Source organism: Mesorhizobium loti (genome assembly GCF_013170705.1).
In the GTDB taxonomy this organism is placed as follows: domain Bacteria; phylum Pseudomonadota; class Alphaproteobacteria; order Rhizobiales; family Rhizobiaceae; genus Mesorhizobium; species Mesorhizobium loti_D.
This window is the reverse complement of sequence record NZ_CP033334.1, coordinates 3,677,995-3,702,317: the sequence shown is the minus strand read 5'-3', so window position 1 is coordinate 3,702,317 and position 24,323 is coordinate 3,677,995. Positions and strand designations below refer to the sequence as shown.

General features: G+C 64.0%; 18 protein-coding genes. 10 read left to right on the top strand and 8 right to left on the bottom strand.

Annotated features, from left to right (window positions below):
• Nucleotide 1: 1 nt before the first annotated feature.
• On the bottom strand, nucleotides 2-1,930 hold the full coding sequence (locus tag EB815_RS18045; protein ID WP_056571875.1) for an autotransporter assembly complex protein TamA: 1,929 nt from the start codon (nucleotides 1,928-1,930) through the stop codon (nucleotides 2-4).
• 280 nt (nucleotides 1,931-2,210) lie between these two features.
• Here EB815_RS18045 and EB815_RS18040 point away from each other — a divergent pair, with 280 nt between their 5' ends.
• The 7 genes from EB815_RS18040 (at nucleotide 2,211) to EB815_RS18010 (ending at nucleotide 14,860) form a co-directional block, all read left to right on the top strand.
• Nucleotides 2,211-7,709, top strand: coding sequence for an alpha-2-macroglobulin family protein (locus EB815_RS18040; protein ID WP_065005356.1), 5,499 nt, complete (start codon nucleotides 2,211-2,213; stop codon nucleotides 7,707-7,709).
• Nucleotides 7,710-7,922: 213 nt separating this feature from the next.
• Nucleotides 7,923-10,013: a penicillin-binding protein 1C gene (gene pbpC / locus EB815_RS18035; protein WP_171883300.1), complete on the top strand. Its 2,091-nt coding sequence runs from the start codon at nucleotides 7,923-7,925 to the stop codon at nucleotides 10,011-10,013.
• An 18-nt stretch (nucleotides 10,014-10,031) separates the two neighbouring features.
• Complete coding sequence (locus EB815_RS18030; protein WP_056571866.1) at nucleotides 10,032-10,754, top strand: M15 family metallopeptidase; 723 nt, start codon at nucleotides 10,032-10,034, stop codon at nucleotides 10,752-10,754.
• Nucleotides 10,755-10,965: 211 nt separating this feature from the next.
• The gene (locus tag EB815_RS18025) at nucleotides 10,966-11,994 is read left to right on the top strand and encodes a sulfate ABC transporter substrate-binding protein (RefSeq protein ID WP_056571863.1); all 1,029 of its coding nucleotides are present in this window, start codon (nucleotides 10,966-10,968) and stop codon (nucleotides 11,992-11,994) included.
• An 83-nt stretch (nucleotides 11,995-12,077) separates the two neighbouring features.
• Complete coding sequence (gene cysT, locus EB815_RS18020; protein ID WP_056571860.1) at nucleotides 12,078-12,929, top strand: sulfate ABC transporter permease subunit CysT; 852 nt, start codon at nucleotides 12,078-12,080, stop codon at nucleotides 12,927-12,929.
• The gene (cysW, locus tag EB815_RS18015; protein WP_056571857.1) at nucleotides 12,922-13,806 is read left to right on the top strand and encodes a sulfate ABC transporter permease subunit CysW; all 885 of its coding nucleotides are present in this window, start codon (nucleotides 12,922-12,924) and stop codon (nucleotides 13,804-13,806) included. The genes cysT and cysW overlap by 8 nt, the downstream gene beginning before the upstream one ends.
• Before the next feature lie 13 nt (nucleotides 13,807-13,819).
• The gene (locus EB815_RS18010; protein ID WP_056571856.1) at nucleotides 13,820-14,860 is read left to right on the top strand and encodes a sulfate/molybdate ABC transporter ATP-binding protein; all 1,041 of its coding nucleotides are present in this window, start codon (nucleotides 13,820-13,822) and stop codon (nucleotides 14,858-14,860) included.
• Nucleotides 14,861-14,876: 16 nt separating this feature from the next.
• Here EB815_RS18010 and EB815_RS18005 read toward each other — a convergent pair whose 3' ends face one another.
• Together EB815_RS18005 and EB815_RS18000 are read right to left on the bottom strand one after the other, a co-directional pair.
• Nucleotides 14,877-15,275 carry a type II toxin-antitoxin system VapC family toxin gene (locus EB815_RS18005; RefSeq protein ID WP_056571852.1) on the bottom strand — a complete coding sequence of 133 codons (399 nt, stop codon included), beginning with the start codon at nucleotides 15,273-15,275 and terminating at the stop codon, nucleotides 14,877-14,879.
• The gene (locus EB815_RS18000; protein ID WP_056571849.1) at nucleotides 15,275-15,550 is read right to left on the bottom strand and encodes an antitoxin; all 276 of its coding nucleotides are present in this window, start codon (nucleotides 15,548-15,550) and stop codon (nucleotides 15,275-15,277) included. The genes EB815_RS18005 and EB815_RS18000 overlap by 1 nt, the downstream gene beginning before the upstream one ends.
• A gap of 224 nt (nucleotides 15,551-15,774) precedes the next feature.
• Between EB815_RS18000 and EB815_RS17995 the strand changes: the two genes are divergently transcribed.
• The 3 genes from EB815_RS17995 to EB815_RS17985 all read left to right on the top strand — a co-directional run bounded on the left by EB815_RS17995 (nucleotide 15,775) and on the right by EB815_RS17985 (nucleotide 18,685).
• Nucleotides 15,775-16,761: a sulfate ABC transporter substrate-binding protein gene (locus EB815_RS17995; RefSeq protein ID WP_056571846.1), complete on the top strand. Its 987-nt coding sequence runs from the start codon at nucleotides 15,775-15,777 to the stop codon at nucleotides 16,759-16,761.
• Between the two features lie 238 nt (nucleotides 16,762-16,999).
• Nucleotides 17,000-17,449 (top strand): RrF2 family transcriptional regulator, encoded by a 450-nt coding sequence (locus EB815_RS17990; RefSeq protein WP_027029809.1) that lies wholly within the window; start codon nucleotides 17,000-17,002, stop codon nucleotides 17,447-17,449.
• 192 nt (nucleotides 17,450-17,641) lie between these two features.
• Complete coding sequence (locus tag EB815_RS17985; protein WP_320412012.1) at nucleotides 17,642-18,685, top strand: hypothetical protein; 1,044 nt, start codon at nucleotides 17,642-17,644, stop codon at nucleotides 18,683-18,685.
• Here the strand turns inward: EB815_RS17985 and EB815_RS17980 are convergent.
• From EB815_RS17980 to EB815_RS17960, 5 genes are all read right to left on the bottom strand, one after another.
• The gene (locus EB815_RS17980; protein WP_056571843.1) at nucleotides 18,680-19,228 is read right to left on the bottom strand and encodes a gluconokinase; all 549 of its coding nucleotides are present in this window, start codon (nucleotides 19,226-19,228) and stop codon (nucleotides 18,680-18,682) included. The genes EB815_RS17985 and EB815_RS17980 overlap by 6 nt on opposite strands.
• Nucleotides 19,229-19,344: 116 nt before the next feature.
• Nucleotides 19,345-20,331 carry an ABC transporter permease gene (locus EB815_RS17975; RefSeq protein WP_155772460.1) on the bottom strand — a complete coding sequence of 329 codons (987 nt, stop codon included), beginning with the start codon at nucleotides 20,329-20,331 and terminating at the stop codon, nucleotides 19,345-19,347.
• Between the two features lie 14 nt (nucleotides 20,332-20,345).
• Entirely contained in the window at nucleotides 20,346-21,326 is a 981-nt protein-coding gene (locus EB815_RS17970; RefSeq protein WP_056571838.1) for an ABC transporter permease, read from the bottom strand.
• Nucleotides 21,323-22,870, bottom strand: coding sequence for a sugar ABC transporter ATP-binding protein (locus tag EB815_RS17965; protein ID WP_056571835.1), 1,548 nt, complete (start codon nucleotides 22,868-22,870; stop codon nucleotides 21,323-21,325). The genes EB815_RS17970 and EB815_RS17965 overlap by 4 nt, the downstream gene beginning before the upstream one ends.
• 75 nt (nucleotides 22,871-22,945) lie before the next feature.
• Nucleotides 22,946-24,073 (bottom strand): sugar ABC transporter substrate-binding protein, encoded by a 1,128-nt coding sequence (locus tag EB815_RS17960; protein ID WP_056571832.1) that lies wholly within the window; start codon nucleotides 24,071-24,073, stop codon nucleotides 22,946-22,948.
• Nucleotides 24,074-24,323 lie beyond the last annotated feature (250 nt).

Here is a 24,323-nt window from a genome sequence, read left to right as displayed (position 1 = left end):
GTCAGAACGCCTGCCCGATGCCGGCATAGATGCCGAAATGCGGATCACTGGGATCGCGGTTGAGCGGCACCGCGGCATCGATGCGCAGCGGCCCGAATGGCGTCACATAGCGCAGGCCGACGCCGGCGCCGACCTTGACGTCGGAGAAGTTCGGAACCGACTTCGTCGACACCGTGCCGGCGTCGACGAACGGCACGATGCCGATCGTGTCGGTGACGGCGATGCGCATCTCCACCGAGGTCTCGAAGAAGGACAGGCCACCGATCGGCTGGCCGGTGAAGTCTTTCGGGCCGATGCCCTGATAGGCATAGCCGCGCACCGAACCGCCGCCGCCGGAGTAGAAGCGCCGGTCGGCCGGAACGTTCTCGAGCCCGGTGCCGACGATCGAGCCGACGGCGACGCGCTCGGCCAGCACGAACTTCGAGGCCGTATCCAGCGACTGATAGGCCGATCCCTCTCCCTTGAGCTTGAGGAAGGCGGCCCCGCTCATGATGTCGTAGCTCGGCTCGGCATAGGCCAGCACCCGGAAGCCCCTGGTCGGGTTCAGCCTGCTGTCCCTGTTGTCATAGACATATTGCAGCGGAACACTGGCGATCAGGTAGGTGTGCTTGCCGAACGCATCCGTGATCCTGGAATAGTCGAGCGCCACCTCAGCCGAGACGGTCTGCTTCTTGTCGAGCTCATAGGACAGGCCGGTGCTGCCCTTGACCGAGAAATGGTCGTAGGCGTCGGGATGCTCGAGTACGGTCTTCACGCCGGCAAAGAACTTCGACGCGGGCCCGATCACACCGGGTTTCTCGAACATGATGCCGGCATTGTAGTTGAGATCGGACAGATTGTTGCTGCCGATGCCGCTGATGGCGCCATCGATGCGCAGCTTTTCCGCGTGACCAAATAGGTTGCGGTGTCCCCAATAGCCTTCCAGGCCGAGGCCTTCCGTGTTCGAGAAGGTGCCGCCGAGGCCGAAATAGCGCGGCTTGCGCTCGCTGACCTGGACGCCGATCGGAATGTTGCCGTCGGCATCGAGCTTGTCGGCCTCCTTGAAGGTCACGCTGTTGAAAACCTCGAGCGCCAGCAGCCTGTCGCGCGCATCGCTGATCTCCTGCGGCGAGTACTGCCGGCCGCGCTTCAGCCCGGTCATGTATTCGGTGAAGTCGCGGTCGACCTTCTCGGTGCCTTCCACCGTGGTCGCGCCATAGCCGGCGACGGGGCCTGCCGCGACCGTCAGCGTCACGTCGAGCGTCGAGGTGGCATGGTCGGCGACGATCTGCCGGCCGGTCACCTTGGCGAGCGGCCTGCCCTGTTCTTTCAACGTGCGCACGATCAGCGCCTCGGCCTTCAGCACCGCGCCCGACCCGGCGTCGCCGCCCGATATCAGGCCGTAATCGGCGCTCATCAGCCCCGCCGCGTCCCCTTCCAGCCTGATATCGCCGAGAGTGAACTTGGGGCCGGTCGCGATATTGATCGCCACTGGAATCGGCTGTGGGCCCTTGAATTCGGCGTCCGGCGGCAGTTCGTCGAGCGGCTTGCCGTCGACGGTGATGGTAACCACGCCTTCGTAGCGGGCATCGGCATAAAGCGCGGCGACCAGCTGTTCGCGGTCGCTGCGCGCCTTCGCCATCAGCCCGAGCGAGCCGGAGACCGGCCGATCCTCGTCGCCCTTCAGCGCCGAGGCGTTCTCGAGCTTCTTGACAAGATCCTTGTCCGCATCGGGCACCGTGATGGTCACGGCATAGCGCAGCGGGTCGACAATGTCGGCGTCCTCGTCGTTGGACGACCCCCAAAGCTTGATTCCGAAAAGCTCGAACGCAGCCGCGGACCTTGATTCGGCGCCCAGCACGGTCGAGCAGATCATGGCCAAAAGCAGGGCGCGCGAAAGAACGCGCCCTGGCGCGGTCCCTCCTGACATCTGCTTTTCATGCGCTGGCATTAAGACAACCTAGGTTACAAAACTAAAATTGGAATGAAGTTCTGAAGCGCACGTAAAGGGGCCACAATCCAATTGTCTGAAATAGGACGGGCTTGGAATTCACACCTTCTGCGTTTCCGCAAGAAAGCGTGATCCCCTGTCCTATGGAGGTTACTGTCCGCATACCGGTCCTTGGCCGGAAAATAAACCGTTGGCAGGTGGAACCTGCCGCGTCCGCGCGTTGACAAGCTCGACTGAAGCTTGAACATGCCGGGACGTCTGCACTTGTCTGGAGGGTGTTATGGCAATGCGCACGGCTCGTGGTCTGTCGATTCTGATCCTTCTTTTCTTCGCCTGGGCCAATGCCTTGGCCTGGAACGACGTCGCGCAAGCGGCCGAGGCCCGGCGAATCGCAACGACCGACAATTCCGATTATTTCGGCTTCGACCTGCGATCCGACCAGAATGTCACCCTCGACCAGTGCAAGACAACATGCCTTGGCGACCCTGCCTGCCGCGCCTTCACTTACAACACCAAGGCCAAATGGTGCTTCCTCAAATCCGACTACAACCAGCTGAAGCCGTTCAACGGAGCAGTTGCCGGCAAGATCGTCAACATTGACGGCGATCCGGATATCGGCGCGCCGCCGGAACTCGCCTTCTTCCCCAACTGGATGGCCGATCAGGCGCAGCAATACCGCAACAGGCTGCTTGGCCCGGCCTATGACAAGCCGACCGAAGGCATGGCGGCCCTGATCAGCTCCGCCGAGCAGGCCGTGCAGACCGGCGACCATCGCTCCGCCATGCAGAAATACGAGGCCGCTGTCTCGGTGATGCCCGATGATGGCCAGCTCTGGCTCAATCTGGCGCGCGAAACGCTGGCCGTGCAGCCCGCCGCCAACACCTCCGAAACGTCTACCTTGCCGATGAACGCCACTTCGGCCGCCTTCAACGCCTACAAGCTCTTGCGCACCACCAAGACCCGCGCCGACGTGCTGGCACAGCTCGGCGCCGGCCTCGACAAGCGCGATCTCTACCGGCCGGCGCTGCAGGCCTATGAGGCGAGCCTTGCGCTGGTGACGTCGCCGGCCGTCCAGGCCGACTATGCCGATCTGAAGGCCCGCAAGGGTTTCCGCGTGATCGACCACAGCGTCGATGCCGACACAAGCGCGCCGCGCATCTGCGCGCAATTCTCCGAGGAACTGGTCAAGACCGGTGTCGACTACGCGCAGTTCGTGACCGTCGACAACGCTCCGCCGAAGGGCGTCGAGGCCAAGGACAAGCAGATCTGCATCGAAGGGCTCGAACACGGCCAGCACTACGACGTTACCTTCCGCGCCGGCCTGCCGGCGGCAATTGGCGAAGTGACCGCCGCACCCGTGGTGCTGTCGATCTATGTGCAGGATCGCGCTCCGTCCGCCCGCTTCACCGGCGACAGCTTCGTGCTGCCGGCCGGCGCGCGCCGTGGCATTCCGGTCGTCACCGTCAACATGAACGCCGCCGAAATGAAGCTCTACCGCATCGGCGACCGGTCGCTCGCGCAGCTTCTGTCGGGCTACCAGTTCCTGCACCAGCTCGACGGCTATGACATCTCCAACATTTCCGAGCAGATGGGCGCGCCGGTCTGGCAAGGTCAGCTCGACATCGTCAACGACCTCAACAAGGAGGTCACCACCTCCTTTCCGGTCGACGAAGCGCTGCCGCAACGCAAGCCCGGCGTCTATGTGCTGACCGCCCAGGCCGTCAACGGCAAGAGCGACGACTACAATTCGATGGCCACGCAGTGGTTCGTCGTCTCCGACATCGGCCTGTCGACCTATACCGGCCAGGACGGGCTCAACGTCTTTGCCCGTTCGCTGGGTTCCGCCAAGCCGATCGCCGGCGCCGAACTGACGCTGGTTGCCCGCAACAACGAGGTTCTCGGCACCGCGACGTCGGATGCCGACGGTCACGCCGTCTTCAATCCCGGCCTCACCCGCGGCGACGGCGGCATGGTGCCGGCCGTGCTGATGGCCAAGCAGGGCGACAATGATTTCGTCTTCCTCGACATGTCCAAGGCCGGCTTCGACCTGTCCGACCGCGGCGTCACCGGGCGCGCGGCGCCCGGTGCGCTGGACGTCTACGCCTGGACCGAGCGCGGCATCTACCGCGCCGGCGAGGATGTCCATGTCGCGGCCCTTGCCCGCGACGGCGCCGCCAAGGCGGTCGAGAACCTGCCGCTCACCTTCATCTTCTCGCGCCCCGACGGCGTCGAGGATCGCCGCATCGTCAGCGACGGCGCCTCGGCCGGCGGCCATGCCGTCGACCTGCCGCTTGAACCCAACGCCATGCGCGGCACCTGGTCGGTATCGATCCACACCGACCCGAAGCAGACGGCGGTCGCCAGCCAGATGTTCCTGGTCGAGGATTTCGTGCCGGATCGCATCGAATTCGACATGAAGGCCGACAAGCAGGAAATCGCGCGGGGAGAAACCGCCAACATCAACATTGACGGCCGCTTCCTCTATGGCGCGCCGGCGGCGGGCCTGGCGCTGGAAGGCGAGTTGACGCTGTCGACGTCGCGCGACTGGGACCGCTTCCCCAACTTTTCCTTCGGCCTCGCCGACGAGCAGTCGGCGGAGCCGACGGTAACGCCGCTCACCAACCTGCCCGTGGTTGGCGATGACGGCAAGGCGACCTTCCCGATCTCCGTCGATCAATTGCCCTCGACCACCAAGCTGGTCGACGGCAAGGTGGCGGTGCGCATGCGCGAAACCGGTGGCCGCGCCATCGAACGCTCGCTCAACATCGGCATCCGTCCGCAAGGCCATATGATCGGCATCAGACCGGACTTCGCCGATGGTGAAGTGCCGCAGGGCGGCACGGCCAAGTTCAGCCTGATCGCCGTCGACCCTGATGGCAAGCGCGAGGCGCTGAAGGGCGCGCAGTGGACGCTGGTCAAGGTCGAACGCAATTACCAATGGTACCGCTCCAACAATTCGTGGAACTACGAGCCGGTTACCTTCACCAAGTCGATCGCCAACGGCCAGGTCGACCTCAACGCCGATGGCGACGCCACCGTCTCCGTGCCGGTCGACTGGGGCCAGTACCGGCTCGAGGTCGAGACCTCGGACCCCGAGGGGCCGGCGACCAGCTATGAATTCGACGCCGGCTGGTATGTCGCCTCGACGACCACCGAAACGCCTGACGGACTGGAGATCGCCCTCGACAAGGACAACTATGCCGCGGGCGAAGTGGCCAAGCTGAAAGTCTCGCCGCATTTTGCCGGCGAACTTCTGGTCAATATCGGTTCCGACAAGCTCTTGAAGACCATCACGGCGACCGTTCCGGCCGGCGGCGGTACCGTCGACATTCCGGTTGGCGACGATTGGGGCGCCGGCGCCTATGTCACGGCGACCCTGTTCCGGCCGGGCGATGCGCAGGAGACGCGCATGCCGGCCCGCGCCATCGGCGTGAAATGGCTGACGGTCGATCCGGGCTCGAAGAAGCTCGCCGTCACCCTGACACCGCCGGACAAGACGATGCCGCGCCAGCAACTGTCGATCCCGGTTTCCGTGGCCGGCGTGCAGCCGGGCACCAACGCCTATGTCATGGTTGCCGCCGTCGATGTCGGCATCCTCAACCTGACCAACTACAAGGCGCCGGATCCGGAGAACTGGTTCTTCGGCCAGCGCATGCTGGGCATGGAGATCCGCGACATCTATGGCCGCCTGATCGATGGGTCGCTCGGCACCACCGGCAAGCTCAGGACCGGCGGTGACGGCGCCAACATGCAGGCGCAAGGCAGCCCGCCGACCGAAAAGCTGGTCGCCTTCTTCTCCGGCCCGGTCGAGCTCGACGCCGACGGCAAGGCACGGATCGACTTCGATATCCCGCAGTTCAACGGCACCGTGCGCGTCATGGCCGTCGCCTGGACCAAGGAAGCGGTCGGCCATGCCCAGTCGGACGTGATCGTGCGGGACCCCGTGGTCATCACCGCCGGCCTGCCACGCTTCCTGGCGCCTGGCGACAACGCCGTCATGCGGCTCGACGTGGCCGACACCGACGGTCCGGCCGGCGACTATGCCTTCTCGATCGACACGACCGGCGACCTGTCGACCGGCGACAAGCCCCTGCCCCAGAAGCTGACGCTCGCCCAGGGCAAGCGCCAGACGCTGACCGTGCCGCTGATCGCGAAGACGGCGGGCAATGCCTCGCTCACCATCAGGCTTGCGCACGCCGACGGCACCAAGGTCGAGCAGACGCTTTATGTGCCGGTACGTCCGGCGCAATTGCCGGTCACCACGCGGCTTGTGGTCGACCTCAAGGGCAATGGCGGCGCGCTGCGTGTCGACAAGGAACTGCTTGCGGCAAGCCTGCTCGACGGCGCTTCCGTCAGCGTCGGCGTATCGCAGGCGGCAGCCTTCGACGTGCCCTCGCTCCTGATGACGCTCGACCGCTACCCCTATGGTTGCGCCGAGCAGACCACCAGCCGCGCCATGCCGCTTCTCTATGTCAACGAGCTGGCCTCGGGCATCGGCATGGAAAGCGACCCCGACCTTCACGGCCGCATCCAGGATGCCATCTACAAGGTGCTGAGCTATCAGTCCTCGAGCGGCAGCTTCGGCCTGTGGGGCCCGGGCTCCGGCGATCTGTGGCTGGACGCCTATGTCAGCGAGTTCCTGACCAGGGCGCGCGAGCAGAAATACGACGTGCCGGCTCTGGCCATGAACCAGGCGCTGAGCAATCTGCAGAACTCGCTCGGCTATGACCAGAGCGTACAGGACCGCGGCAGCGAGATCGCCTACGCCCTCTACGTTCTGGCCCGCAACAAGAAGGCCTCGATCGGCGACCTGCGCTACTATGCCGACACCCAGCTCGAGGCCTTCTCGAGCCCGATGGCCGTTGCCCAGCTGGCGGCGAGCCTTGCGCTCTATGGCGACACGCAGCGCTCGGAAGCGACGTTCAAGACCGCGCTGCAGCTCGCCAAGTCGAGCAGCGACTACGACTGGTACCGCTCCGACTACGGCTCGGCGCTGCGTGACGGCGCGGCGATGCTGTCGCTGGCGGCGGAATCGAAGCCCGTGTCGACGATCGTGCCGGAGCTGGTCAAGCTGGTGACCAGGGAACGCGCCGAAGCCCGCTGGACCAGCACCCAGGACGATTCCTGGATGCTGCTGGCGGCCCGCGCGCTGAAGGAAGGCAATGATTCGATCACCCTGACCGTCAACGGCGCGCCGCATTCAGGCGGCTATTCCAACCAGGTCAACGGCTCCGAGCTGGTGGACAGCCCGCTCGAAATCGCCAACACCGGCAAGACCCCGCTGCAGGCCGTCGTCACCAGCGTGGCGTCGCCGATCCAGCCCTTGCCGGCCGGCGGCGACGGCTTCACCATCAGCCGTACCTACTACAAGCTCGATGGCACGGAAGCCAATGTGACGGAGGCAACCCAGAACGAGCGCTATGTCGTCGTGCTCAAGGTCACCGAGCAGAACAGCTGGCCGTCGCGCCTGCTGGTCACCGACCTCTTGCCGGCCGGCTTCGAGATCGACAATCCCGGCCTGGTCTCCAGCGCCCAATTGATGAACTTCTCCTGGCTGGCACAGACCGACGCCGCTCACCTCGAATTCCGCGACGACCGTTTCGTCGCGGCATTCAACCCGGCCGACGGCGACCATGACCACAATCTGACGCTCGCCTATGTCGTGCGCGCCGTGACCCCGGGTACCTACGCCCATCCGGCGGCGACGGTGGAAGACATGTACCGGCCGCGATATTCGGCCCGCACCGCCACCGGCATGATGGAGATCAAGGCGCCGTAAGATGTTGCCGACGAACATGAACAGGACGATGGCGCTGCCCCTCATCCGCCTGCCGGCACCTTCTCCCCGTATAGTGACGGGGAGAAGGGAACTGTCCCGATCGTCGGCAACTGTTCTGCAACTTTGGAAATTGGCGAAAACCTCCGCGCAGGCCTCTTTCTCCCCGTCTCTATACGGGGAGAAATGCCCGGCAGGGCAATGAGGGGCAGCGCCATGCTTTCAAGAAAACTTCTCCGCCGTGCCGCCATAACCGTAGCAACCGTCACCGGCATTCTCGCCCTTTCCGTCGCCTCTCTCTGGGAACTCGACCGCGCTTTCCCGCCGCCATTGCCCGCGACGCTGACTGTCTCCACCGAAGTCCAGGATCGTGACGGCCAACTGTTGCGCGCCTTCGCCACGCCGGACGGCTACTGGCGGCTCGAAACCCGTCTCGACCAGGTCGACAAGCAGTTCGTCGACATGCTGGTCACCTATGAGGACAAGCGCTTCTGGGACCATGAGGGTGTCGACGTGCTGGCGCTTTGCAGAGCCGCCGGCCAGTTCGCAACCAGCGGCCACATCGTCTCCGGCGGCTCGACCCTGTCGATGCAGCTTGCGCGCCTGATCGAGCCGCGCGAAAGCCGCAGCCTCGGCTCCAAGGTCAAGCAGATGCTGCGCGCCATCCAGATCGAGCGGCGGCTGTCCAAGCGCGAGATCCTCGAACGCTATCTCACGCTGGCGCCCTATGGCGGCAATCTCGAAGGCGTGCGCGCCGCTTCGCTCGCCTATTTCGGCAAGGAGCCAAAGCGGCTCACCGTCTCCGAAGCCGCCTTGCTCGTCGCGCTGCCGCAATTGCCGGAAAGGCGGCGGCCCGACCGCAATCTCGAAATCGCTCACGCCGCCCGCGACCGGGTGCTGACCCGCATGGTTTCGTCAGGCCTGATCGGCGAACGCGAGGCGGCACGCGCCGCCCTCGACGACGTGTCGGGCCTGCGCCGGACTCTGCCGGCACTCGCCGCGCACGCCGCCTATGCGATGCTGCCCCGGGCCGTTCCCGGCCAGCCGCTCAAGCTGACGATCCGCAAAAGCGTCCAGCAAGGACTGGAGCAGGTGGCACGCGACGCCGCCGCCAAGCTCGGGCCGCGCCTCTCCGTCGCCATGGTGCTGGCCGATTCCCGAACCGGCGACATCCTCGGCGAAGTCGGCTCGGCCAATTTCTTCGATTCCAGCCGCTCCGGCTGGATCGACATGACCAAGATCGTGCGTTCGCCCGGCTCGACGCTGAAGCCGTTCATCTATGGCCTCGCCTTCGAGCAGGGACTGGTGGCGCAGGAAATGTTGATCGAGGACAGCCCGGTCGATTTCGGCGGCTACAGGCCCAAGAACTTCGACATGGGCTACCAAGGCGATGTCTCGATCCGCCAGGCGCTGCAACTGTCGCTCAACGTGCCGGCGATCCGCGTGCTCGACGCGGTCGGCCCGGCCCGGCTGACAGCACGCTTCCGCCAGGCCGGGGTCAACCCGATCCTGCCGATCAACGAGGCGCCCGGCCTGGCCATCGGCCTTGGCGGCGTTGGCGTGACGCTGCGCGATCTCGTCCAGCTTTATACGGGCCTCGCCAATGGCGGCAAGACGCACACGCTGCATGACGGCACCGAGCCGGCCAATGCCGAACGCACCACTGCCACCATCCTCAACGAGCAGGCGAACTGGCAGATCATCGACATATTGTCGGGCGTGAAACCGCCGGAAGGCGCCTTGCAGCGCGGTATCGCCTACAAGACCGGCACATCCTACGGCTACCGCGACGCATGGTCGGTCGGCTTCGACGGCCGCTATGTGCTGGGCGTCTGGGTCGGCCGCCCCGATGCCAGCGCCGTGCCGGGCCTCTCCGGCTATGTCTCGGCCGCCCCGATCCTGTTCGAGGGCTTTGTCCGTTCCGGCCTCGCCACCGTGCCGCTGCCGGGCAAGCCGCCCGGTGCCTTCACCCCCAAGCGCGAGGATCTGCCGGTGACGCTCGCCCGCTTTGGCGCCGGTGCCGACGGGCTGGTGCAGGCCACGCCCACCGAGCCCGCCCCAACCATCATCTTCCCGCCGGACGGCGCCCGCGTCGATCTCGCCACGAATTCGGCAGATGCCTCGCCGCTTGTGCTGAAACTGCAAGGCGGCCGTGCGCCATTCCGCTGGCTGGCCAACGGCAAGCCGCTCACTGGCATCGACCGCCGCCGCACCGCGACCTGGCTGCCCGACGGCGCGGGCTATTCGACGCTGACTGTCATCGACGCCGTGGGGCGGGCGGCCAGCGTAAAGGTGTTCGTCGAGTGAACGCACTCCTTGAATAGAATGCGCCAGGCGATTCAGCGCGTTGGCTTTTGCGCACTGGCGCTTGGGGCTTCAGTTCCCCAGGCACATGCCGATACCCTTTCCGCCGGCTTCGTTCGGCTCGCCGATATCGATCCGTCCATCCGCCAGGACATCCGTTACGCCGGACCCGACGATTTCCTTCACCGCAAGGTGAATGGCTACGAGGCGCCGGTCTGCATTCTCACCTTGCAGGCGGCGCAAGCTCTTGCCGGTATCCAGCAGGCGATGGCCGCGAAAGGCCTGACCCTGGTCGTGTTCGATTGCTACCGCCCTGCCCGCGCCGTCGCCGACATGGGCGAATGGACGCGCGCGGGCGGTCCGCCCGATCCGCAATGGTATCCGAAGGTCAAGCGCGGCGACCTCATCGCCAAGGGCTATGTCGGTGAGCTGTCGACCCATTCGCGCGGCTCAACCGTCGATGTCGCGATTGCGCGGGCCGGCGGTCCGGCGGTCTCCAAACCGGCCTGTGGCGCCACCGATGCCCATACGCTCGATTTCGGCACCGGTTTCGACTGTTTCGACCCAATGAGCGAGACCGCGCACCGTCCGCTCGGCAATGAAGCGGCGGCAAACCGCAAGATGCTCGTCGATGCCATGCGCACCGGCGGCTTCAAGAACTACGCCCGCGAATGGTGGCATTTTACGCTCGGGCACGAGCCCTTTCCAAACCAGCGTTTCGATTTTCCGGTAAGCGCCGAATAACCCGCGGGATCGAACCGAATGCGGCCTTGCCTCGGCATCGGGCATCCCTAGATAGGACGTCGAGTCCGCGCGGAGTGTCGGCGAGGAAAATATTTCCCGACATGGCGGAAGACCGTCGAATATTTTCTTCAGGAGGGCAAAAAAGGGAACATTCGGTGCATCTAATTTCTATCAATTCGCTAGATTTGGCGCGGGTTCAACGGAGGCAGAAATGACCAAACCTCATTTCAGGAAACTGCTCGGCGCACTGGTCGCCACATCTGTCCAGTTCGGCACGCTCGGTTTCGCGTTCGCCGACACCACCATCCTCAACGTGTCCTACGATCCGACACGCGAGCTCTACAAGGCCTATGACGAGGCTTTCGTCGCCCATTGGAAAGCCGAGACCGGCGAAACGGTGACGATCCAGCAGTCGCATGGCGGATCGGGCGCCCAGGCCCGCGCCGTGATCGACGGCCTCGATGCCGATGTGGTCACGCTGGCGCTCGAGGGCGACATCAACGCGATCGTCTCGAAGTCGAAGAAGATCAATCCCGACTGGCGCAAGAAATTCGAAAACAATTCAGCGCCTTACACCTCGACCATCATCTTCCTCGTTCGCAAGGGCAATCCCAAGGGGATCCACGACTGGAATGACCTCGTCAAGGACGGCACCCAGGTGATCACCCCCAACCCCAAGACCTCGGGTGGCGCACGCTGGAACTACCTGGCCGCCTGGGCCTACGCCAACGCCCATGACGGCGGCGACGAGGCCAAGACCAAGGAATTCGTCGGCAAGCTCTACGCCAATGCCCCGGTTCTCGACACCGGTGCGCGCGGCTCGACCGTCACCTTCGCGCAAAAGGGCATCGGCGACGTGCTGATCGGCTGGGAAAACGATGCCTATCTGGCGCTCGACGAATTCGGCGCCGACAATTTCGAGATCGTCTATCCGCCGACGTCGATCCTAGCCGAGCCGCCGGTGGCGATCGTCGACGCCAATGTCGATGCCAAGGGCACGCGCAAGGTGGCCGAAGCCTATCTCGGCTGGCTCTATTCCAAGGAAGGCCAGACGATCATCGCAAAGAACCATTATCGTCCGGCCAAGCCAGAACTCGTCGCACCGGCGGATCTGCCCAAGACCCCCGATATCAAGCTGATCTCGATCGACGATCCGCTTTTCGGCGGCTGGAAGAAGGCGCAGCCTTATCATTTCGGCGACGGTGGTATATTCGACCAGATCTACAAGCCGGCCCAGTAAGGTTCGGTTGTGCTGAGGAAGCTCGCCAATGGGCTTTCTTCAGGCAGAGTCCGGTTGAATAAGAAGGGACAATCCAGAGCTTCATGACGACAGCACCCGCGCAGGCGGGGTGGCGGTTCAAGCAGCCGAGTGTCATTCCGGGTTTCGGATTGACGCTCGGCTTCTCGCTTGCCTACCTCACCCTCATCATCCTCATTCCGCTGTCCGGGCTGATCTGGCGCTCGGCCTCTCTCGGCTGGGTTGAATTCTGGGCGATCGCGAGCGATCGGCGCACCATCAATGCGCTGGAAATCAGCTTCGGCACCGCCTTTCTGGCGGCCGCCGTCAATGTCGTCTTCGGCACGCTCGTCGCCTGGGTGCTGGTGCGCTACCGCTTCCCCGGCCGCCGCATCGTCGACGCCATGGTCGACCTGCCCTTCGCGCTGCCGACCGCGGTCGCCGGTATCGCGCTGACCACGCTCTACGCGCCGAACGGCTGGATCGGCAAACTGCTGATGCCGCTCGGCATCAAGGTCGCCTACACGCCGCTCGGCATCGTCATCGCATTGGTCTTCATCGGCCTGCCCTTCGTCGTGCGCACCGTGCAGCCGATCATGGAAGAAATCGACAAGGAGGTGGAGGAGGCCGCCGCGACGCTTGGCGCCAACCGCTTCCAGATCATCACCCGCGTGCTGTTCCCGGGCCTGGCGCCGGCCATCATCACCGGCTTTTCGCTGGCCTTCGCGCGCGGCGTCGGTGAATACGGCTCGGTCATCTTCATCGCCGGCAACTTGCCCTACAGATCCGAGATCGCTCCGCTTTTGATCGTCATCCGGCTGGAGGAGTACAATTATCCGGCGGCGACCGCGATCGCGGCGATCATGCTCGCTCTGTCGTTCGTCATGCTTCTGGTCGTCAATCTCGTGCAGACATGGAGCCGCAAGCGCTATGGCTGATCCCGAAATCAAATCCTACGAGCCCTACCATGAGAGCCGCTCGGCGGCGGTGACCGAAAGCCGGCCGGCACAGGCCGTGCTGATGGCGATCGTTTTTGCCTTCCTCGGCGTCTTTCTGCTCCTGCCGCTGATCATTGTCTTCCATGAGGCGCTGGCGAAAGGCATCGGTGCCTATACGCAAGCGCTGGGCGAACCGGATGCGCGTTCGGCCATTCACCTGACACTGCTCGTCGCGGCTATCTCGGTGCCGCTCAACGTCGTCTTCGGCATCTCCGCCGCCTGGGCCATCGCCAAGTTCGAGTTCAAGGGCAAGGCCTTCCTGACCACGCTGATCGACCTGCCCTTCTCGGTCTCGCCGGTCATCTCGGGTCTGGTCTACGTGCTTCTGTTCGGCGCCCAGGGGCTGCTCGGAGAGTGGCTGAAGGCACATGGCATCCAGATCCTGTTCGCCGTGCCCGGCATCGTGCTGGCCACCGTGTTCGTCACCTTCCCCTTCGTCGCCCGCGAACTGATCCCGCTGATGCAGGAGCAAGGCAATGGCGATGAGGAAGCGGCGCTCTCGCTCGGCGCCAATGGCTGGCAGACCTTCTGGTACGTCACGCTGCCCAACGTCAAATGGGGGCTGCTCTACGGCGTCTTGCTTTGCAACGCCCGTGCCATGGGCGAATTCGGCGCGGTTTCGGTGGTTTCGGGTCACATACGCGGCCTGACCAACACCATGCCGCTGCATGTCGAAATCCTCTACAACGAGTACAATGCCGTCGGCGCCTTCGCCGTCGCCTCACTGCTTGCCGGGCTGGCGCTCGTCACGCTGGTCTTGAAAACACTGCTCGAGATGCGCTACGGCGCCGAACTCGCCGCGACGCGCGGACACTGACAGAGGGATTTGTATGGAAGTTCGCGTTGCCAACGTGCGCAAGGAGTTTGAGCGGTTTCCAGCGCTCCATGACGTATCGCTCGACATCAAGTCGGGTGAACTGATCGCGCTGCTGGGCCCGTCCGGCTCCGGCAAGACGACGCTGCTCAGGCTGATCGCAGGGCTGGAACGGCCGACGCGCGGCAAGATCTTCTTCGGCGACGAGGACGCTTCGCAGAAGTCGATCCAGGAGCGCAATGTCGGCTTCGTGTTCCAGCACTATGCACTGTTCCGACACATGACGGTGGCCGACAATATCGGCTTCGGGCTCAAGGTCCGGCATGGCTCCTCGCGGCCGCCGGCGCAGGAAATCCGCCGCCGCGCCTCCGAGCTTCTCGATCTCGTTCAGCTTTCCGGCCTCGAAAAGCGTTATCCGGCCCAATTGTCCGGCGGCCAGCGCCAGCGTGTCGCGCTTGCCCGCGCCATGGCGATCGAGCCCAAGGTGCTGCTGCTCGACGAGCCGTTCGGCGCACTCGATGCGCAGGTCCGCCGGGAACTGCGCCGCTGGCTGCGCGAGATCCACGATCGCACCGGCCACACCACCGTCTTCGTCACCCACGACCAGGAAGAGGCGCTGGAGCTTGCCGACCGCGTCGTGGTGATGAGCCAGGGCCGCATCGAGCAGGTCGGCACGGCGGACGATATCTACGACACGCCGAACTCGCCCTTCGTCTACGGCTTCATTGGTGAATCGAGTTCGCTTCCCGTCAAGGTCGAGAATGGCGAGATCTGGCTCGCTGATCGCCCCATCGGGCTTGCGGCGCCGCACGCGCCCGAGGGTGATGCAACGCTCTATTTTCGCCCGCACGACGTCGAGTTGCTGGACGGCTGCAGCGGCTGCATCGCCGGCACGGTCGCCGCCAGCCGCCGCGTCGCCGGCACGCGCCGGGTGGAGCTCGAGATCGGCGGCGACCGCCAGCGGGTCGAGATCGAACTGCCCGTCGATCACCCGGCGGCACAGAAAAGCCGGGTGGCGTTCCGTCCGGGGCGCTGGAAGCTGTTTCCGGCGGCCTGATCTTTCGGGTCAGGCGCTATTCCAGCCAGTTCTCGACCTTCAGCTTCCGTATCCGGGCGAACTTCCCCACATTGGCCGTCACCAATGTAGTGCCCAACACGCAGGCGTGAGCGGCAATAAAAAGGTCATTGTGGCCAATGGGTTGGTCAGCGGCCTCCAACTCGGCGCGAAGCGCGCCGTATTCAGCGTCCACCGATACGTCGAGCGGCAATACAGGGATCTCGGCCAGCAGATCCTCGACCTTCTTGAGCAGCTTGGCCGATCCCTTCCTGGCGCACCCATATCGCAATTCAGAGGCGACGACGATGCTGGTGCAAACAGCGGCGTCACCTTCGCGCACCATTGCACTGGCAGCCTTGCCGGCCGGGTTTCGGATCATGTCGCTAATGACGTTTGTATCCAACATGAACCGCATCAGAAAATGTCCTCGGCTTCAACAGGCGCATCCCTGATCCCGGGAAAGTCGTCCTCAGGACCAAGCGGTGGCTCTTTCGCCCATTGGGCGAGCAGCGCGGCAAGGCCTGGTTTGCGGAGCGGCTCGATGACAAGGCGGTCGCCTTCGCGGCTGATCAGAACCTTGTCACCGGGGAGCTCGAATTCGACGGGAATACGCACCGCCTGGCTGCGGTTGTTGCGGAAGAGCTTGGCCTCCTTCGGAGGCGACGCGGTTGTATGCCGGTGCTGTGGCACGGTTGCCTCCGTTTGTATATGCCATATGTATATGCCAAATGATCGCCCTGCACAAGGAATACAGACCGAAACAATTGTCACCTGAAATAAAATTCTAAGGACTCGTTCTGTCGATCATATCTTTTCTCGAAGTAAGGGCGCGGAACCCTGATGCATGCCTCGCCGTGCCCCATGCGCCACGGCTATGGTTGCGCGATTAACACATTGCATCCGGAGCCCTTTTCATGAAGCGATTTTTCCTCGGCATTGCCACGGTCGCCGGCCTGTTCCTCGCGTCCTCCCAAGCCTGGTCGGCCGACAAGCTGCTCAATGCCTCCTATGACGTCGGCCGCGAACTGTTCGTTCAGGTCAACAAGGCCTTCATATCAGGGCATCCGGGCGTGACCGTCGACCAGTCGCATGCGGGCACCTCGGCGCAAGCGCGCGCCATCGCCGAGGGCCTTGGCGCCGATGTCGTCACCTTCAACCAGGTCACCGACATCGATTTCCTGGTCAAGAAGGGGTTCGTATCCGCCGACTGGCAGAAGGATTTTCCCGACAACGCCTCGCCCTTCTACTCGCTGCCCTCGTTCCTTGTCCGCGCGGGCAACCCCAAGCACATCAAGGACTGGAACGATCTGGTGCGCGACGACGTGCAGGTGATCTTCCCCAACCCGAAGACCTCCGGCAATGCGCGCTACACCTATCTGGCGGCCACGGCCTACGCCAAGGAAGCCTTCAAGGGCGACGACGCCAAGGTGAAGGAGTTCATCACCAAGCTGTTCAACAATGTTCCGATCTTCGACACGGGCGGTCGCGCCGCGACCACCACTTTCGTGCAGCGCGAAATCGGCGACGTGCTGATCACCTTCGAATCCGAGACGCGCGGCATCCGCAAGGAGTATGGCGACGACAAGTTCGAGCAGGTCACGCCTTCGGTCAGCCTGCTGGCCGAATTCCCGGTGGCGATCGTCGACAAGGTCGCCGACGAACACGGCACGCGCGACCTGGCCAAGACCTATCTCAACTTCCTCTACACGCCCGAAGGCCAGGACATCCTCGCACAGAACGGCAACCGCGTGCGCGACGCGACCGTCGCCGCCAAATACAAGGCCGACTTCCCCGAGGTGCGCCTGCTGACCGTGGAAGACGTCTTCGGCGGCTGGGACAAGATCCAGAAAGAGCATTTCGCCGCCGGCGGCCTGCTCGACCAGGCCTATGGCAGCCGCTGAAGGCTCGCGGCACATATTGAGCAGACAAAGACAGCCGGCAATGAGCCGGCTTTCTTCGTTTTTGCCTTCGCCGGCGCCAACCCTGCGAAACGTTACAAAGAATCAACGCGTTCGTGCCTAACGTGCCATTTGGCGTCTCGTTTTCGCAAAATACCACTGCGCGGCAGAACCGTCATTATTTGCACACAAACAGCCGCCAGATGCGGGGTGGTTGGGGTTTCAACGGGTTGACTCGGGCATGCTGACAAAAAAAGGCAAATACGGCCTCAAGGCCCTCGTGCATCTTTCCAGTCTCCCGATTGGCCAATTGGCCTTCGTCAACGACATCGCCGTCGCCAACAACATCCCGAAGAAATTCCTGGATGCCATTCTGGGCGAACTGCGCAATGCCGGCTTCGTCCAGAGCCGCAAGGGCAAGGAAGGCGGCTATCGCCTCGCCCGCCCCGCCTCGGAGATCAAGATCGGCCACGTCGTGCGCGTGCTCGACGGGCCGCTGGCGCCCATTCCCTGCGCCAGCCGCACGCAGTACCAGCGCTGCGAGGATTGCGACGAAGCGACCTGCCAGGTCCGGCACATGATGCTGGAAGTGCGCCAGGCGATCGCCGAGGTGCTCGACAACAGAAGCCTCGCCGCCATGCGCGATGCCGATAACGACGATTTCCCGGTCGAACTGTCCTCGCAGATCTAGACCGACGGCTGGCGAACACCGTTCATCCCCGTGAGATTGCGCGATGCGCGCAGGCGCATTAAAGCGGTCCTGCAACAGGAACAGATGGACGCCCGCAGGATGAGGCTGTCGACGTTCGCGAAATCCCGAAACGCTGCCCGCGGACCGACCCCCACGGCCAGGTTCCAGACTGAAATCATCGCCGATGTCCCCGTGCCGGAAAGGGCTGAGGACGTGCGCTTCTTCAGCCGCAGGATCGTCCGCCCCGGCAAGGTGCGCCGGTTCTCGAACCAGGATCTGCGCGAAACCCTCCTGGCCGCCTTTTATCTCATGGTCGCGGCCTCAGTGCCGGTGCGCTGGTGGGCACCGATTTGCGATCGGATGTCCAGGCTTCGCCTCAAACGCCACATGCGCAAGCAATTTCCAGGCTACGCGGCCGCGACGCGCGCGGTGCTTGGCGGCGGCATCGACGCACGCAAGCTGTTCGAGGCATTGCTCGTGGCACGCCACCGCCGCCGGCTGCAGCTTGCAGCGCACATCGCCGGTTTCCGGTGGTCCCCGATTGTCCGGCTGGAGGGACAGGAAGGACTGCAGGCGGCACTGCGGCGCGGCCACGGCGCCATCATCTGGTGCGATCAGTTCACCTCCCAGACCATCTTCGGCAAGCGCGCCCTGCACGAGGCGGGCATCGAGGCGCATCAGGTGAGTGTCAATTCACATGGTGTCTCGGAATCGAGGTTCGGTCTGCGTTTCCTGAACCCGCCGATGGTCAAGGTCGAGAACCGCTACCTCAAGAGCCGTATCGTCTTCGAGCGCGACGATGCCTATCAGGTCACCATCCGCATCCAGAAGATCCTGAAGCGCAATGGCGTGGTGCTGATGACCAACACCATCCATGCGGGCTCGACCTTCACCGAGGTCGCGATCGGCGAAGGCGGCTGGACGCACCTTGCTTCCGCGCCGGCGAACTTCGCCGCAAGAGGCAAGGCGGCGCTGTTTGCCATGTCGACCTTCGAGACCCTTCCCTTCCGCGAATACCGGGCCGTCATCAGCCCGGAGTTGTTGCCGGCTGAAGCGGAAACGGGACGGGACGGAGCCAAGGACATGGTGCTGCAGGCACGCTATATCCTGCTCAAGCGCGACCGGCTGCTGGAAGCGCTGAAACAGTTTCCCGAACAGATGCTGATCTGGTCCAGCAGCCGAAGGCTGACGGATGCCCCGGACGATGCCATGACAACCGACGATGCCGGCTCATGACTTGGCCAGCAGCCGGATCGCTTCGGCAACGACATCGGCGACGGGTCTCGTCGCGTCGATCGTCAGGGCCCGCTCATCCCTGCCCGGCGGCTCCAGTATGGCGAACTGGCTGCCGACCAGGCTGGCCGGCATGAAATGCCCCTTCCGGCTGGCGACCCGCGCGCTCGCCGTCGCCGGGTCGATCTCCAGGTAGAGGAAGGTGATATCACGGCAAAAACCGCGCAGACGTTCGCGATAGCCGCGCTTCAGCGCCGAGCAGGCCGCGACCACGCCCTCCCCTTTGCTGGCCGATGCCGCGATGTGCTCGCCGATCGCATCGAGCCAGCCTTCGCGCAGTTGATCGGTGAGCGGCTCGCCGCTTGCCATGCGGGCGACATTCTCGGGCGGGTGCAGCCTGTCGCCCTCGATGAAGATGGCGCCCAGCGCGGCCGCCAGCGCGGTGCCGACGGCCGACTTGCCGCAGCCGGCGACGCCCATCACCACGATGGCCGGAGGCACTGAGACGGGGGGGCGCGTCGGCGCCTGCGCTGTTTCTTGGTCCATGGCTAGAGCATGATGCCGAAAAGTGTGAAGCGGTTTTCGGACGACATCATGCTCTATCTCCTTGATCTGGAGGCGGTTTCAGATTTCAGGTCAATTCGACCTGAAATCATCCGGCCCTAGCGGCTTGCCGGCGCGCGGCCGTAGAGCAACAGCATGGCGACGATGACGACGCCATAGATGATCTGCCGCCCCGCCTCCGGCATCTGCATGACCGACAGGATGGATTGCAGGAGCGTGATCAGGATGACGCCGGCAACGGTGCCGAGATAGGACCCGCGCCCGCCGAGGATCGAAGTGCCGCCAAGCACGACCGCGGCGATCGACGGCAAGAGATAGGCATCGCCCATCGACTGCGCCGCCTTGGAGGCATAACCGGCCAGAAGCACGCCGCCGAAAGCGGAGAGCCCGCCGGAGACGGCGAAGGCGATCATCACCACGCGCCTTGTGTCGATGCCCGAGAGATAGGCGGCGCGCTCGCGGTTACCGATGCCGTAGACGGTGCGGCCGAAGCCGGTGCGGGTCAGCACGAATACCATCGCGGCCCCGATCAGCGCCCAGATGATGACCGCGTTGGGGACGCCGGGAATGGCGAAGCCGGTGGCGAGGTAACGCATGGCGCCGGTGGCCGAATCCTGCGGCGAGAAGCCGCCGGTGTAGACCACCATCAGCCCTTGCGCGACGGCGTTGGTGGCAAGCGTGATGATCATCGAGGGGATGCGCAGATAGGCAACGCCGATGCCGTTGACGACGCCGATCAGCACGCCGCAGAAGATGCCGAACGGGATGGCCAGCGCGACGCCGACCGGACCGTAGGCGGCGGCCGCGCATGCCATCATGGCGCCCGCCGCCACCGCCCAGGGCACCGAAAGGTCGATCTGGCCCAGCAGGATGACCAGCATCATGCCGGTGGCGATGACACCGAGGAACGAGGCCACCTTGAGCTGCTGCAGCAGATATTCAGGCGACAGGAAGCTGCGCGAATAGAGGCTGCCCAGCAATAGCAGCACCACGATGCAGGCAAAAGCCGTCAGCACCGCCGGATCGGCGCGGCGGATGAATTTAGGCATGCGGCCGGCAATGCCGCCGTCGCTCTTCCCAACCATCGGCGTCGTTTCGCTCACAGGAACCACTCCAGCCGGTTGCGGACCCGAAACAGGGCGAAGGCGCCGAGGCTGACGGCGACCAGCAGGATAACGCCCTGGAACAAAGGCTGCCAGAGCGGATCGAAATCGAACACGAACAACAGATCGCCAATGGTGCGGAAAGCGAGTGCCCCGAAGATGGCGCCAATGGCGCTGCCCTTGCCGCCGAACAGCGAGACGCCGCCAAGCACCACGGCGGCGATCGAGAACAGCGTGTAGGAATTGCCGCTGGCATAGGCCGCCTCGCCCGTATAGGTGAAGAAGGTCAGGAACAGGCCGCCGATCGATGCCAGCAGCCCGGCCAGCGTGTAGGCGGCGAACTTGCCGCGCCGGATCGGCACGCCCGACATGTAGGCCGCCGTCTCCGACGATCCCGCCGCGTAGGCCGCCCGGCCAAGCACCGAGCGGCTGAACGGCACCCAGACCACCAGCACGATGGCGAGCAGCACGACGAGGCTCGCCGGCACCACGCCGAACACGCGGCCGGTCAGCGCATCGGCAAGATCCTCATTGACCGAGCCGCCCGGGAATGGCCGTAGCAAAAGACCGATGCCGTAATAGACGGCGCCCGTGGCGATAGTGGCAACGATCGGCTGCAGTCGTCCATAGATGACAATCGCGCCGTTGATGGCGCCGCACAGAAGGCCGACAGCCAGCACGGCGATGACGCCGAGCGCCGTCTGCGCCGGCGTGCCTACCACCAGCCAGGAAGCCAGGCAGTTGGTGAGCAGGAAGATCATGCCGACGGACAGGTCGATGCCGGCGGTGATCACCACCAGCGTCTGCGCCATGGCGACGAAGGCGAGCAGCACGCCCTTGTTGGCCGCCGTCTGCACCACATTGGCTGTGAATCCGGCCGGATGGTTCGAGGTGTAGATGACGAACATGACGATGAAGATGCCGAGCGCAAGCAGCGTTCCGCGCTGCTCGGCCAGCCAGTAGCGCCAATCTTTCACACGCTTGCTCCCAGGCCCACCGGGCTCTCCTCGCCATGGATGTTGAGCGCGCTCGATATCAGCGCCCGCTCGGTGATCTCGGCGCCGACCAGTTCGCGCTTGACCGCGCCATCGTAAAGCACCAGCACACGGTCGCAGCACCCGATCAGCTCGTCATAGTCGGTCGAATAGAACAGGATCGCCGCACCGGCATCCGCCAGCTTGCGCATCAGCTGGTAGATCTCCTGCTTGGTGCCGACATCGATGCCGCGCGTCGGATCGTTGAGCAGGATGATGCGCGGCTGGCGCATCAGCCATTTGGCGATAACCACCTTCTGCTGGTTGCCGCCCGACAGCGCGCCGACCGGAATGTCGAGACCCGCCGTCTTGATCGCCAGCAGACCAACCATGTCGTCGATCAGCCGCTGCTCGGCCGCGCGGTCGATGATGCCGCTCCTGGACAACCGGTCGAGCGCGGCAAAGGACAGGTTCTCGCGCACCGTCATTGGCAGCATCAAGCCTTCCGTCTTGCGGTCCTCCGGGATGAGCGCCATGCCGACGCCGTCCTGTCGGGCCACGGCGGGACTGCTGATGGCCACCGGCTTGCCGTCGATCAACACCTCGCCGGCAAGGCCGCGCAGCACACCGAAGAAGGCAAGCAGCAATTCGCGCTGGCCCTGGCCGTCAAGACCGCCGAGGCCGACCACCTCGCCCGCCCTGACGGTCAGCGAAATATCGTGCAGCCGGTCGGCCCAGGAGAGCTTGCGCGCTTCGAGCCTGGGGGCGGCGCTGGCCGCTGCCGCCACCGGTTTGGGCGGAAAGATGTGGCTGTATTCGCGGCCGATCATCAGTTCGACCACCTCATTGTCGCTCTTCGAGCCAGCCTTGTAGCTGGCGACGTTGCGGCCGTTGCGGAACACCGTGCACTGATCGGCAAGTTCGGCGATCTCGTTCATGCGGTGCGAGATGTAGAGCAGCGCCAGCCCTTCCGAGCGCAGCCGCTTCAAGACGCCGAATATCTTCGAGACATCCGCCGCCGTCAGCGCCGAGGTTGCCTCGTCGAGGATCAGGATGCGCGGTTTTCTGGCCAACGCCTTGGCGATCTCGACCATCTGCCGGCGCGACAACGGCAGGTCCTTGACCAGCGCCAGCGGATGGATGTCGGCCGCGCCGGCGCGGGCAAGGGCTTCCTCCGCGATGCGGCGCTGCGCCTTGCGGTCGATCATGCCGAAGCGTTTGGGCGGATCGGAAATGACGATATTGTCGGCAACGCTGAGTTCGGGGATCAGCGACAGTTCCTGGAAGATACAGACGATGCCGGCCTTGTTCGCCGCGCCGGGCGAAGCGAAGGCCACTTCGCGGCCATCCAGCATCATGCGGCCCTCGTCGGGCGCCACGACACCGGCCATGACCTTGATCAGCGTCGATTTGCCGGCGCCGTTTTCACCGAGAATGGCGTGGATGCTGCCGGCTTCGACCGCAAGCTCGGCCTTTTCCAGCGCCCGCACGCCGCCATAGCGCTTGGATATGCCTTCCATGCGAAAGAGAGGAGCCGCACCGTCCATCAACCCTCCAGGGCCATTAAGGGATTGCAGGCTGGCGCCGCAGGGTAAGCCGCGGCGCCAGCCATTGGCCAGCGATTACTGGTTTTCCTTGGTCTGCCCCATGATTTCCTGGGCACTGAAATTGATGCCGCAGGTCGGGAAGGAATTGCCGACGAAGAAATTGTCGGATTCCTTCGGGAAGTAATCGGTACCTTCCTTCATGTCAGGATCCGTGGCGACAGCCAGCGGCAGCTTCACTTCCTGTGGCACCACCTCGCCTTCGAGTGCCGCGATCGCGGTCTTGATGGCGACGGCAACCTGGGCCGGACCGGAGCCGGCGGAGGTGCATTTCAGACCATCGGCGGAATGGGCCGCGCAGAACTTGCGGAAGCCGTTTTCGGTTTCGCCGCCGAACGGCACGAACGGGTGCTTGGCATCGATCATCGCCTGAACGATGCCGGTATCGCCGCCCTGGCCGGTGATGCCGTCGAACGGACCGTTGGTGGCGATGGCGTCGGCCGTCACCTTCTGCGCCACGCCGTCATCCCATTTGCCGGCGACTTCGGTGACGTCCCATTTTTTGCCGGAGGCGTCGAACACCTCATGGATGCCATTGTGGCGATCGGTATCGACGGAGGTACCGGCCACGCCGCGCACCTCGAGGATCTTGCCGCCATTCGGCACCTTCTCGACCAGCCACTTGGCCCACAATTCGCCAAGACCCTTCTGGTCGACATTGACGTTGATGGCATCCTTGGTGTCGAGGATGTTGTCGAAGGCGACCAGCACGATGCCGGCTTCCTTGGCGCGCTTGATGACCGGACCGAAAGCGGTCGGGTTCTGCGCGTCGGTGACGATGGCGTCATAGCCGGAATCGATGAAATTGTTGATCGCCGAGATCTGCGCCGGCACGTCCTCGCCGGTCGAGACGACCTTGAATTCCTTGATCTTGGCCTTGACGTCGGGCTGGGCCGCATAGGCCTTGGCCGTCTGCACCATCTGGATGCGCCAGGTATTGGCGATATAGCCATTGGCGAAGGCGATGCGGAACGGGCCTTCCTTCTTCGGATATTTGAAGAATTTCGTGTCCGCGCCCCACGGCGCGAAGCAGTCGGCCTGGGCGGCGGGTCCGGATACGATTTCCGGGCCGGCGGCCATGGCGGCCGAGTTGAGCATGACGAATGCGCTGGCGGCAACAATGCCACCGACAAGTGACTTGATCATCGATAATCCTCCCGATTGCAGTTCTGATTTGTCGGTTCAGTTTATGGAATTTTGGCGTTTCCGGCTGGCCCCTCCGCCTTGCCCAGTCACGCCTGCCAGGTGCCGAAGACCTCCGCGATCCCTCCCCTTGCCGTCCCCATCGATCGGGGGGAAATTTATCATATTATACATAATAAACAAGCATGAGCTGTTGCTTATATATAATAAACAGGTTCAACGCCTTTGCTGGCAATGCCCGTTCAGAGAAAAT